11 protein-coding genes are annotated in these 12,606 nt (G+C 32.1%); all 11 read right to left on the reverse strand.

The annotated features are described in order from the left end of the window. Positions 1–383: 383 nt before the first annotated feature. Entirely contained in the window at positions 384–2,312 is a 1,929-nt protein-coding gene (gene acsV, locus Q5F54_RS05460) for a corrinoid activation/regeneration protein AcsV (protein ID WP_302334070.1), read from the reverse strand. A gap of 116 nt (positions 2,313–2,428) precedes the next feature. Then, on the reverse strand, positions 2,429–2,803 hold the full coding sequence (gene gcvH / locus Q5F54_RS05465; RefSeq protein WP_071119428.1) for a glycine cleavage system protein GcvH: 375 nt from the start codon (positions 2,801–2,803) through the stop codon (positions 2,429–2,431). 23 nt (positions 2,804–2,826) lie between these two features. After that, positions 2,827–4,953: an acetyl-CoA decarbonylase/synthase complex subunit alpha/beta gene (gene acsB, locus Q5F54_RS05470; RefSeq protein WP_281538429.1), complete on the reverse strand. Its 2,127-nt coding sequence runs from the start codon at positions 4,951–4,953 to the stop codon at positions 2,827–2,829. A 46-nt stretch (positions 4,954–4,999) separates the two neighbouring features. Beyond that, positions 5,000–5,812 carry a carbon monoxide dehydrogenase/acetyl-CoA synthase methytransferase subunit gene (gene acsE / locus Q5F54_RS05475; RefSeq protein ID WP_281538428.1) on the reverse strand — a complete coding sequence of 271 codons (813 nt, stop codon included), beginning with the start codon at positions 5,810–5,812 and terminating at the stop codon, positions 5,000–5,002. Positions 5,813–5,894: 82 nt separating this feature from the next. Continuing rightward, a complete protein-coding gene (gene acsC, locus Q5F54_RS05480; protein ID WP_281538427.1) occupies positions 5,895–7,271 on the reverse strand; it encodes an acetyl-CoA decarbonylase/synthase complex subunit gamma in 1,377 nt (458 codons plus the stop codon). Between the two features lie 28 nt (positions 7,272–7,299). Further along, on the reverse strand, positions 7,300–8,244 hold the full coding sequence (acsD, locus tag Q5F54_RS05485) for an acetyl-CoA decarbonylase/synthase complex subunit delta (protein ID WP_302334071.1): 945 nt from the start codon (positions 8,242–8,244) through the stop codon (positions 7,300–7,302). 19 nt (positions 8,245–8,263) lie between these two features. After that, the gene (locus tag Q5F54_RS05490; protein WP_071119423.1) at positions 8,264–9,034 is read right to left on the reverse strand and encodes an AAA family ATPase; all 771 of its coding nucleotides are present in this window, start codon (positions 9,032–9,034) and stop codon (positions 8,264–8,266) included. A gap of 59 nt (positions 9,035–9,093) precedes the next feature. Then, positions 9,094–10,491, reverse strand: a complete 1,398-nt coding sequence (gene lpdA / locus Q5F54_RS05495) for a dihydrolipoyl dehydrogenase (protein ID WP_281538425.1) — start codon at positions 10,489–10,491, stop codon at positions 9,094–9,096. Positions 10,492–10,535: 44 nt separating this feature from the next. Beyond that, positions 10,536–11,417, reverse strand: coding sequence for a methylenetetrahydrofolate reductase (locus Q5F54_RS05500; protein ID WP_302334072.1), 882 nt, complete (start codon positions 11,415–11,417; stop codon positions 10,536–10,538). Positions 11,418–11,452: 35 nt separating this feature from the next. After that, the gene (locus tag Q5F54_RS05505; RefSeq protein ID WP_281538423.1) at positions 11,453–12,133 is read right to left on the reverse strand and encodes a methylenetetrahydrofolate reductase C-terminal domain-containing protein; all 681 of its coding nucleotides are present in this window, start codon (positions 12,131–12,133) and stop codon (positions 11,453–11,455) included. Positions 12,134–12,161: 28 nt separating this feature from the next. Next, the coding region (locus tag Q5F54_RS05510) for a bifunctional 5,10-methylenetetrahydrofolate dehydrogenase/5,10-methenyltetrahydrofolate cyclohydrolase (RefSeq protein WP_369124052.1) at positions 12,162–12,606 on the reverse strand (445 nt) is incomplete at its 5' end.

The raw sequence follows: 12,606 nt of genomic DNA on the forward strand, positions 1-12,606 counted from the left end.
GATCTACACTAACAACATTGTCCATTATCCTCTCCATTCCATCTTCCTTTAAAATATAAGCTGCAGATTCACACATATTTTTTCCCCCTTAAATTGTACTAAAATTCGATTCGCTTGAGCGACGTGTCGGCGAAACACTTCATTTCACCAACGATATATCCTCGCTCAAAAACATATTTTTTCACTCCTCTAAAACCATTTACACCTCTTTGATGCATAAAAAGTTATAGTAAGCAAAAAAGGTTTCTTCAGGTATTTCCATACACTAAAGAAACCTTCATGATTTCGTTTTTTATTATTCATTTATACCTTGAGTATAGCACCCTATTTTATAAAAAGTCAATCAAATTTAACCATATATAATTCAACCTTATTTTTAAAATTTACTCTCCTAGTATTGCTTTAACTGTTGGAAATTGTTCTATATTCGTATGTGGTAAAAAACATGCTGATATAAATTCATCCATATATGTAGGGTATACACTTAATTCTACATAAGTCATTTCAGTACCTATTTCTTGTACCTTTTTCTTTGCGTCTTTGCTTATCAATGCTAAATAAGAACCTACTAATGAGCTATTACCTATATATACAAACTTTTCTCTTTCTATATCAGGAAGTAATCCTATTAATATTGAGTTCTCTATATTTAAGTTATTTCCTATTCCACCAGCTATATATACTTTGTCTATTACGCTAAAATCCATACCTAAACTTTCTATTAAAACTGAAGCCCCTGAGTATATAGCTCCTTTAGCTTTTATAAAATTATCTATATCAACTTCATTTACAGTTATATCCTGTTCTAAGTTATATTCTTCTTTAAATGCTAATACATATTCTCCCATTTCATACTCATTAAATCTTATCCTTCTATTGTCTATATCTCTATGTATTTTTCCTCTTCTATCTATTATTCCTGTAAGTATCATTTGACATATTAAATCTATTATACCTGAGCCACATATTCCTATTGGATCCGCATCACCTATCGTTGTAAGAGTTGGATTCAAAGTTTTTTCATCTATTTTTACCTTTTCTATAGCTCCATTGGAAGCCCTCATTCCACAACTTATTCCTCCACCTTCAAATGCAGGACCTGCAGAACAAGCACAACTCATCATATAATCTTTATTTCCAAATACTATTTCTCCATTAGTACCTAAATCAATAAATAGCACATTTTCTTCGCTAGACCAAATACCAGAAGATAATACACCTGCTGTAATATCTCCTCCTAAGTAACTTGCTACAGAAGGTGATAAAAATACCTGTGCACTGTCATTAATATTTAATCTTACATCTTTTCCTATTAATTTAGGAGATTTTAAAAATGGTGGTATGAATGGTTCTTGTCTTAAGAAATCTGCGTATACACCTAAAAATAAACTACTCATAGTAGTGTTACCTGCTACTACAAGGCTAACCACATTATCTTTATCTACATTATGTTTAGTATATATAGAATTTAATAATGGATTTATAGTATCTTCTACTATAGCTTCATTTAATTCTTTTAATCCATTTTTCTTTGTTGAGTATACAATTCTATGTATAACATCTGCCCCATATTTTATCTGTGCATTTCCAGATGAAGCTTTATCTAAAATTTCTTTTGTATATAAATCAACTAAACATACAACTACAGATGTTGTTCCTATATCTATAGCAACTCCATAAAGTTTATTCTCTGTGTTTCCTGATTCTATATTAAGTATAGTTATTTTATTTTTCTTTTTAATGTAGGTTATAGTTACTTTAAAATTATCTTTTCTTATAACTGTTGGTACTTTTCTTAATAAATCTATAGTAAAGTCTATTTCATTATATCCCAAACTGTTTCTTATATGTCTTTCTATTCTATCAATATCACTTATATTATCATCTAGTGTTGGTTCATCTAACTCTATGTAAGTTTTTTCAATATTAGTCTCAAATTTAAAGTTATTTTCTTTAATTATTTTTTTTGCTCTATCAAAAACTTCCTTATCTTTTCTATTATCACTACCTTCTATTTTCATTCCATACATAGATGATGATAGTTTTGAAGGTACTTCTATATCAATATCTTCTATTACTTTTGTATTGCATGCTAATATATATCCTTGATTCCATTCTTCATCTTTTATATGATGAGTTTTCTCTGTATCAACTTTACCTTTAATTAGCCTTACCTTGCACTTACCGCAAGATACATTTCCATTACAAGGTGCATCTATAAATATATCTGCATTCCTTGCAACATCTAGTAATTTATCCCCTTTATTACAATAAATCTCTTTATTATGCGATGTAAAAGTCACTTTCACCATATCTAAATCCCCCAATATGCTTTTCTAATATAATTTTAGCATATGTTATATCACCGGTATCAAGAAAGAGCATAAAAGGTTTGTGTGCACTCACCCCTTTCATACTCTTATTTAAATTAGTCTATACTAGCTTCGTAACTATCTGAATTTAATAAGTTTTCTAACTCATCTTCATCAGCTACCCTAACTTTTACTATCCATGCATCATATGGATCTTCATTTATATATTCTGGTTCATCATCTAATCTTTCATTTATTTCAACAACTTCTCCAGATAAAGGAGCTATTAAGTCTGATGCTACTTTTGAAGATTCAACAACTCCATACTCTTCACCTTGGTTTAATTCATCTCCAACTTCTGGCATTTCGACAAATAATACTTCTCCTAATTGATTTTGAGCATAAGCTGTTATTCCTATGTAGGCAAATTCTCCATCAATTTTAACCCATTCATGTTTGTCAGTATATTTTAAATTTGGTATAACTTTCACAGTAATCCTCCTAGTATACTAAATTACATTACACATTCCATTGATAATGCTGGGTGACCTTTTTCTTCTAGGAATGCTAATACTCCTTCTGAATCACTAGCTATAGTTTCATCACATATCATATCTGTGAAGTTTTCTATACCAGTCATTTCTTTAACTGTAGCATTTAATTTATCAGCTACATAGTCTTTTAATTCTTTTGGCATCCAAACTATTCTTTCTGGTCCACCTTCTGCATAAGCAAACTTTTTAGAAGATATGAAATGTCTTCCGTGCCCCATGAATCCTGGAGTTTGAACCCCTCCACCTGTCATAGAAGCAAGTTCTCCAAATGTCATACCAACAGGAGTTATTTGAGAGAATTCTCTATTTACTATAATAAATCCGTTAGCTTCAGGCATTATACCACAAATACATTCAAAGCATCCACAAGAAGTCATTGGATCCTCAAGTATAGAGTATAATGTAACATTTTCAACAGCTCCCTGAGATATTTTAGATACTGTATCATTAACTGCTTTCCATTTTCCTAATCTATCATCTAGACATTGTCCTTTAACTATAGGTTGGCAAGGTCCAGTTGGATCTAATTCTTTAGTAGCCTTAGCATCTAACCAACTAACTGCTCCACAAAGTCCAAGTCTTTCAGGAGTGACAACACAAACATGTGCTGGTGCGAAAGATTGGCAAAGGTTACAAGAATAAAATTCTTCAACGCTTTCATCTACTAATGAAGCTAATCTTTCATCTCTAGCATCATATCTAGTTATAGCTTGAGATTTTAATTCAGAAACTTTTTGAGCATCTGTTACTATTGTTATTTCGCACTTATCAACAACAGACTCAAATTCATCTCTCATTTTAGCATATAAAACTTCTCCTATATGCTCTAATCTAAATCCTTTTTCATAAGCATCTTTAGATATTCTTATCCAAGACATATCTCTTTGACCAACATGCATTACACCTTCTATATAGTTTAAAAAATAATGTAATCTTCTTTCAAGAACTGGTTCAAAGTCATCTTGCATTGATTTACCAGCTATGTTAACTATAATAGCAAGTGGTAATCTTACTACTCCATTTGTTTCTACTTCATCTATATTAGGACCTATTACTGATATTTTATGGTCTTCAACTTCACTTAATTCTCTCTTTATAACAAGTTCCCAAGCTTCAGTTTTATTTCCACCAAATTCAGCAAACATGTCGTTCTTTCTAATTCTTTCACCCTCAAATGCAGCTGCAAATGATACAGGTATTGGTATATCTGTTATTTTTATTTTTATTCCTCTAGCTTCTAATGAAGTGGCTACAAACTTATCATAATCCTTTTGAGTTAATAATTTCATTGGTACTTCTGAAACTGTTTGGTCCGTTATAACTGGGAATCCTAAAGCTATAGCTCCAGCTCCAGCAGATACAACTAATTCACTTAGTGGTCCAAATGCATTTACAAATGCTGGAACCCTCTTAGCAGTATATTCTAATAATCCTGATAAATCTCCTGGAGTTAAATTTCCAAATATTAATGCGGCTCTTACTGCAACAGATACAACATGTATAACAGATGTTACATCATAACCTAAAGGTATAACCCTTAGTTCTAGCCCCATTTTTACTTCAGCCTCTATAGCTTGATCTATTACTTTACCAACTAAGAAAGTAAGTAAACCTTTAGATTGGTAATCTTTTATTATTTTAGCTGTAGTTTCAGAATCTGGGCATTCTCCAAGAATAACTGCAACCCCTGGTATATCTCCTGTAACTAGCGGAACACCAAGTGATCTTATTATAGGATCAGTTATATGACCTGCACACGGCTCACTGTATGGGGCATCACTAGTTGCATATTTTATAGCTTCTATAACTTCAGCTGCAAGCGCTGTAGCTAAACCTGAATTTAAGGCATGTTCTAATAAATGAATTTTATTTATTAAGCTTTCTACTATTTCAAGGGCACCTTCTAAGTCTCCTAAACAGTTCATTTTTTTTCCTGTAGCTGCATATATGCAAGGTAATGAGTATGCAGTATCAGGGAATGCTACTTTATGATCTCTTCCATTTGATTCTATCGCTTGATTTAATAATCCCCTTGCAGCTTCTAAAGCTTGCTCTGATCCCGTAAAAATTATATTATATAAGTTCACTCTATATTTCCCCCTTTTTAGACTTCTTCAATTATATTTTTATATCTTATACGTTAAATGCAAATGAACCTTCATTTAACTCTAAGAATGAGTCTGCATATAGAGACGCTCCTCTTATTATGTCACAAGATTTTACTGTTCTCATTAATTGTTCATCACAAGGATTTGCTATAGCTGAACTAAATCCATTTGCCATAGCCATTGCTAAAAATGCACTATCAAGTATTGGTCTTACATATTTTGGGCACCCATTAGATACATTAGATAGCCCTCCTGTAGTTAATAATCCCATTTCAGTCATCATTCTTATAGCTTCTAAAACTTCTACTTGCTTATCCTGCATTCCTTTTATAACTAAGCATAATGGATCAAATAGCATATCTTCAGGCTCTAATCCCGCCATTAGACCCCTCTCTAACATTTCTTGGCAGTAAACCATACGCTCATCGTTATCTTTTGGTATACCTTCTTTAGCACATAAAGCTATAACCTTAGCTTCATATTCGCCTGCTAAATCTATTAAATCTAGTCTTGAACCTGCATCAGCTGAGTTTATTATTGGTTTTGCATGAGTTCTATTATATACTTTAAGTCCTGCTTCTATAGCTTTTCTATTTGCAGTATCTAAAGCTAAAGGAACATTATTAAACTCTTTTTGTAGTAATTGAACTCCCCAAGTCATTAACTCTTCTCCATCTCTTTCGGCAGGACCTATGTTAAAATCTATATAGTGTGCGCCAGCTTCTAATTGCTCCTTAGCTCTTTTTAGTATTGGTTCAGGATTTCTCTCAGCTAAAGCTTTTCTTATTATTGGTGATATACAGTGTATTCTTTCACCTATTATCATAAACTTTTCCATTTGATTTATCCCCCCTATAAATTACTTATTATATTTTGTAACAGTAGTTAAATAATATTTAGTTACAATTTGAATTTATATACTATGCATTTGCTACAGCTTCATCTTGCTTAGCTTTATACTCTTTTAAGAACTTCGGTATTTCCATAGATTCTTCTGTTCCTATTATTACATTCCATCCAGGTAAATTATCTTCTATATCTCCTTTTAATACAGCAGCTTTTCCTGGTATTATTAAATCTCTATTCTTAGTCATATCTTCTATTTTACTTTCTTTTATAAATTTAGCTATGCTACTTCCACTAAATTTACCTGCTGACCAAGCAGTTAATACAGAATATCCTCCTGCATCTGGTATTGCTAAATATACTGGAACTTTAGATCTTTCTATATCTCCAGATACTATGAAGTATGTTAATGCAAAGTCAACAGTAACCATTACTGGTGAATTTTCATCTGCATTATTCATTGAATATACTTTTGGTTCTACTCTCATTGGTCTTTGTGGGTCAGTATATATATTTTGTCTTAATGCGAATAATGGTAATGCTTTTGAGTAATCTATGTCATCTATTACTATTATAGATCCATATTTTATTGTAAACATTGATGATAGGGCCACTTCCATTTGTGGGTCATTATTTGATAGTTTATTTGCAAATACTATTGATGGGTATCCAAATGTTCTGTCTTGTTCTTTTAAAGCTATTCTTCTAACTTGAACAGCATTTGTAAATGTATCTTTTATATTTTCTCCAGTTACATCTAATATTAACTCTCTATATCCTAATCCTTGAATTGCTTCTATTGTAGCATATAACTCTTCTAAGTTAGCAGCCTTTACACCTAAAGCTAATTTAATGTCTTTTACTAATTCAACCATTCCCTTGTAGTTTTCTTTATTAGCTCCATAAACTACTGGTTTTTTATCTTTTAATATTTCTATAGCTTCTTTAGATATATCTACGTCTTCACATACTATTATGTGAGTTACATCTAATCCACTTTCATTAACTCTATTTACTAAGTTTAAGAATCCTTCTTTATTATCACGGTATTCTAAAACTATCATTTCAGCTTTCATTTCTTCGCCTATTCTTATATAGTTAACAGCTTTTATGTTAGCTATTTTAAAATCTATTTGTTCATTAGTCATAGAATCATCAAATGCTACTGCATATCTATTTCTATTTACTAATGTTTTTTCGTGTCTAAATAATACTGTTTCAGCACCCAATTCATATTCAGAAGTTCCGCTTCCTACTTTTAAAGCTCTCATTAAAGGAGCTGTTGCTTCTGATAATTTTGCTATTGCATCATCAGACATATGTGGACACTTACTTACTTCTACCGCTCCTGAAGCAACTTTCATAGAGAAAGCCATACAAGTTGGAAATCCACAGTCCTTACAGTTTTTCTTTGGTGTTAATTTAAATATATCTAAAGCTTTTAATGCCATTATTTTTCCCCCTAACCTTACAATTTAATTAAGATAATGCACTAACTAATTCTTTTATAGTTTCTACTGATTTTGGATGACGAAGTATAACTGCATTTGCTCCACCAACTAAAGCACTTGTTGCAGTAGACACTTCCATATTTATACCTCTTTGTTCTGCCGGACCCCATTGTGGTTCGTCTTCAATACTTGCTATAGATTCTTTAACATGCCAAGTTTCAAATGAAACCGGAGTTACTATAGGCATTTGTAATGTTTTATCATTTTGACCAAATGCAGCAAGTCTAATTCTATCCATAGTAGATGCAACATACTCATATCCATAGCCAACAGCAGAGCATCCAATTTGCATAACTATATTCTCAGGTTTAACACCTAATTGAGTTAATAATACGTTTAATTGTTTAGCTAGGTTTATATCAACAGAAGATTCAGCTACTACTTTGTGACTATATGCCATAGTAGTTGCAGCTCCAACTGCCTTATAGTTATCTTCTGTAGCCGCTAAAAATAAACAGTTATTTCCATCAACATCTTGAGATACTTTTTCAAATACCTTAGCATCTTTTTCATGATTTCCACACCCTGCTATAACAACAGGTAGGCTAACTGATTCAACTACATTTTTAGCAACTTCAGCACATTCTTCTGGACTTCTATCAAGTCCATTTGGATCAGAACTTTCAAGCTTTAAACATATAAAGTCTGCTTTTAAATTTTCCTCTATGTATTTAGCCCATTTTACTGGACAATCACAAACATCTTTATACATTTCTTTAAATTCATTAGTCCATCCCTCTGGATAAACGTCTAACATTTCTACTCCTACTTTTTGAGTATTTCCAATATTTCCATCAAAGCTATAAAATGGTAAAGTACTTTCTCCACCTATTTTTATCGCTTTTTCCCCTTTCCCTATTTCTACTTCTGATATCTTTCCAGAATATTTTTGAACAGACATCTTAAATGCCATAGTTTTTTCCCCCTTAAGCCTAATTTAACTCTAATTTAGCCATTATATCATTTATAGCTATCTTAGCCTTTGAATCCTCAGGTAAGTTAACTAATGGTATTCCTGAAGAATCATACTCATATATCATTTCATCCATAGGTACTACACCTATAAGATTTAAATTATGTTTATCTATTTCTTCTTTTATTCCCTCATTTAATTCTCCATTTGGAGCTTTATTTACAATTAAGTATATATCTCCTACACTTAAATTTAATTCTCTTGCTAAATCTCTAATTCTAGCAACAGCCTGAACACTCCTTCTTGAGCAATCACTAACTAATAAAAGTTTATCTATATGTTTAGTTGTTTTTCTACTTAAATGCTCCATTCCAGCTTCATTATCTATAACTAAATACTCATAAGCATCTGATAGTTTATCAGTTTGCTCTCTTAATATTCCATTTACGTAACAGTAACAACCTTCCCCCTCAGATCGTCCCATTACAATTAGATCATATCCGTCACCTTCTGCTAAACAAGTATTTAATCTATATTGTAAGTATTGAGCTTTAGTCATACCACCTGGAAAAGCATTCCCTTGTTTTTCTCTTTGGTTAACTTCTTCTCTGATTGAACCTATAGTAGTTTCAACTTCTATACCTAATACTTCATTTATATTAGCATTTGCATCTGCATCAACAACTAGTACTGGCCCTTTGTTATTAGTTGTTAAGTTATTAACTAAAAGCCCTGTAAGACTAGTCTTTCCAGTTCCACCTTTACCTGCTACTGCTATATTATATCCCATATTAAGATTTCCCCCTTTTTATTTGTCAAAACAGAGCTTTTAATTTACTCTGTTTTGTATTAAGCCTTTGCCTTAGTTAATTTTGGAGCTGCATGAACACATTCATCATGAACATCATGAAGAGCTTCCATTAGACCTTCTGATAATGTTGGATGTGCATGTATAACATCTCCTACTTGCTCTACAGTTAACCCCAAATGTACTGCAAGTGATAATTCTGTTAATAAATCTGTTGCATGAGGACCTACTACTGATGCCCCTACTATTTTATCTTCACTATCTGCAAGAACTTTTATAAATCCTTGTGTATGACCTATAGCTTGAGCTTTACCTAATCCTCTAAATTCAAACTGACCTACATTATACTCAACCCCTTCAGCATCTAACTGCTTTTGAGTTTTTCCAACAGCAGCAACTTCCGGTTCAGTATATACACATCTTGGAACTGCTGTATAATCTACTGTTTTAGATTTACCAAAAGCATTTTCTACAGCAATTATTCCTTCTTTAGATGCAACGTGTGCAAGCATTGGAGTGTTTATTAAATCTCCTATTGCGTATATACCTTCTACACTTGTTTCAAGATTTTCATTAACCACTATTTTACCTCTGTTTAACTCTATTCCTAATTCTTCAATTCCAGAGTTTTCAATATTAGGTCTTCTACCTATTGCAACTAATACATATTGAGTATTTACTTTTTTTCCGTCTGATAAAGTTGATACTACTTCGTCCCCCACTACTTCGCAAGAATCAACTCCACTATTTAGTAATACTTTAATTTTATCCTTTTTAAATTGTCTCTGCAACTGTTTTACAACATCTTTATCTTCAAATGGTAATAGTTGTTCTCCTCTTTGAACTATAGTAACTTCAGTGCCTAAAGTACTAAAGAACTGACCTATTTCACATCCTATTACCCCTCCACCTATTATCAACATAGACTCAGGTAATTCAGAAAGCCCTAGCACTTCATCGCTAGTGATTATACGCTTTTTATCATATGGAAACATTGGCGGTACTATTGGAACAGATCCATTAGCTAATATTATTTTATCAGCTTTTATAATTTCTATCTCTCCATCTTCTTTTGTAACTTCTATAGTATTCTTATCTATAAGCTTACCAAATCCATTTACTAAATTTATTCCTCTTTTATCAAATAAAAATTCTATTCCACTTATTAATTGATCTACTATCTTATCTTTTCTAGACATTACAGCACTAAAATCTGCATTAACTTTTCCATCTATATTTATTCCAAAGTTTTTTGCCTCTTTTATATTCATTAACATTGAAGAAGATGCAAGTAACGCTTTAGTCGGTATACAACCTACATTTAAGCAAGTACCTCCTACTTTCTTTTTCTCTATAACTGTTACATCTCCTCCAAGCATAGCTGCTTTTATTGCTGCAACGTATCCTCCTGGACCTCCACCAATTACTGCTATTTTCATATCCATTCCCCCATATCACAATTAATTTTAGAATTCTTTATTTTTTATAATCCAGCTTCATCTAATATAGCTGGAACATTTTCTTCTGCTACGATTGCCATTATATGAACACCGTCACATAAATCTTCTTCTTTTAATTGTCTTATGAATTCTCCTGCCATCTTTATACCTTCTGATACCCAGTTTTCTTTTCCTGCAGCTCTTAATCTTTCTATTTGTTCATCTGGAACAAATATACCAGGAACATTGGCAGTCATGAACTTAGCCATTCCAGGAGATTTTAAAGGTACTATCCCAGCTAATACCTTACAGTCCATATGCTTAGTTAATTTTCTAAATTTTCTCATATGCTCTATATCATATACAGCTTGAGTTTGGAAAAACTTAGCCCCTGCATTTATTTTCTTTTGCATCTTCATTAATTGTATTTCTATTGGAGCATACTCTGGAGTAACTGAAGCTCCTAAATAAAATTCTGGAGAACCTTTTAGTTCATTTCCAACTAAGTCTTTTCCTCCCATTAATGTTTCAGCTGTTTGAAGTATACCTATACAATCTAAATCAAATACACCCTTAGCTTGTGGATGATCTCCAACTACTGTATGATCACCAGTTAAAGCTAACATATTTTTTATTCCAAATACACCAGCAGATAGCATTTCTCCTTGTATAGCTATTCTATTTCTATCTCTACCAGTCATTTGTAATACTGGCTCTAATCCAACATCCTTTAATAATTTACATGTAGCAAGTGAAGTGGTTCTCATAACTGCAGATTGAAAATCCGTAACATTAGCTGCATGCACTCTTCCCACTAGTGGTTTAGCACATTCGATCAAATGTGAAAGGTCTGTTCCCTTTGGAGGTGCCATCTCAGTTGTAACTGCAAACTTTCCACTTTCTAATGTTTCTCTTAATAAGCTCATTAAAAATATCCTCCTTTTTAACCTTTTAGAAATTCTTATGCTTTAGCAGTAGTTTTTTGATTTTGTTTTTCTTTTAAATTTAGACTTCTTGGATTATTTTGTTTAGAATAATCCTTCATCGGTCTTATTTCTAAGAGATTATCTAATTGATCTATATCTTTTAATCGTTCATATATCTTTACCCAAGCACAATCATTATCTTGACTTACTTCACATTTGCCATTTTTAGCTCCACCACATGCACCGTTTATTAATCCTTTAGCACACATAGTTACAGGACATATTCCACCAGTCCATCCAAGTTCACAATCTCCACAAGCCTTACATGCTTCTTCAAATTCTCCAATTCTCTTTGTTTCCCCTATAAACATAGTATTGTTTGCTGGATAAACAGGTATATTCTTAAGGTTTTTAACTATAGTTTGTGTTCCATCTCCACAAGCTAAAGATAAAACTGCATCTGCGTCTGCTAATTCAGATTTTAATTCCTTTAAATCTTTCTTAGATTTTAATAAATTACATGCTGGGTCTAATATACGGTATCCTAAAACAGTTTTTCCTTCTATTTCTAAAGCTTCTTTCATTTTAAGAACTTCTTCTTCTCCGCCACTTTTACAAATTGCAGCACATTGATTACATCCAATCAAAACTACTTTCTCTACATTTTTTAAAAATCCTAAGATTTCATTTATAGGCTTATTTTCAGAAATTATCATCTCTATTCCCCCTAAAACTTACAATCTATTATTTATTGTTTTGATTCTTACAAGCCTTAACTACATGCTTAGCAAGTATAGATGTTGTAACAGAACCTACCCCTGCTGGAACTGGAGTTATCATAGATACTTTATCTTGTACAGATGCTGTATCAACATCTCCGCATAAATTTCCATTTTCATCAACATTTATACCTACATCAATTACGACTGCCCCTTCTTTTACGGAGTTTTCTTTTATCATTTTAGCTCTACCAACAGCAGCTACTAATATATCAGCTTGTGAAGTTACTTTTTCTAAATTTTTAGTTCTAGAGTGGCATATAGTAACAGTTGCATTTTCATTTAATAAAAGCATTGCTGCAGGTTTGCCAACTACCATACTTCTTCCAAGTACAGCTACGTTAGCACCATTTAATTCAACATCATAATGTTTTAATATTTCTACAACTGCAGTTGGGGTACATGGTGGG

Source organism: uncultured Romboutsia sp. (assembly GCF_958366745.1).
Classification (GTDB): Bacteria; Bacillota; Clostridia; order Peptostreptococcales; family Peptostreptococcaceae; genus Romboutsia; species Romboutsia timonensis.

Excerpts from the sequence above, each read along its gene's own strand:
- Q5F54_RS05500 (WP_302334072.1), bottom strand. The coding sequence starts at position 11,417 with ATGAGCTTATTAAGAGAAACATTAGAAAGTGGAAAGTTTGCAGTTACA.
- acsC (WP_281538427.1), bottom strand. The coding sequence starts at position 7,271 with ATGGCATTAAAAGCTTTAGATATATTTAAATTAACACCAAAGAAAAAC.
- Q5F54_RS05490 (WP_071119423.1), bottom strand. The coding sequence starts at position 9,034 with ATGGGATATAATATAGCAGTAGCAGGTAAAGGTGGAACTGGAAAGACT.
- acsV (WP_302334070.1), bottom strand. The coding sequence starts at position 2,312 with ATGGTGAAAGTGACTTTTACATCGCATAATAAAGAGATTTATTGTAAT.
- Q5F54_RS05505 (WP_281538423.1), bottom strand. The coding sequence starts at position 12,133 with ATGATAATTTCTGAAAATAAGCCTATAAATGAAATCTTAGGATTTTTA.
- acsE (WP_281538428.1), bottom strand. The coding sequence starts at position 5,812 with ATGGAAAAGTTTATGATAATAGGTGAAAGAATACACTGTATATCACCA.
- acsD (WP_302334071.1), bottom strand. The coding sequence starts at position 8,244 with ATGGCATTTAAGATGTCTGTTCAAAAATATTCTGGAAAGATATCAGAA.
- lpdA (WP_281538425.1), bottom strand. The coding sequence starts at position 10,491 with ATGAAAATAGCAGTAATTGGTGGAGGTCCAGGAGGATACGTTGCAGCA.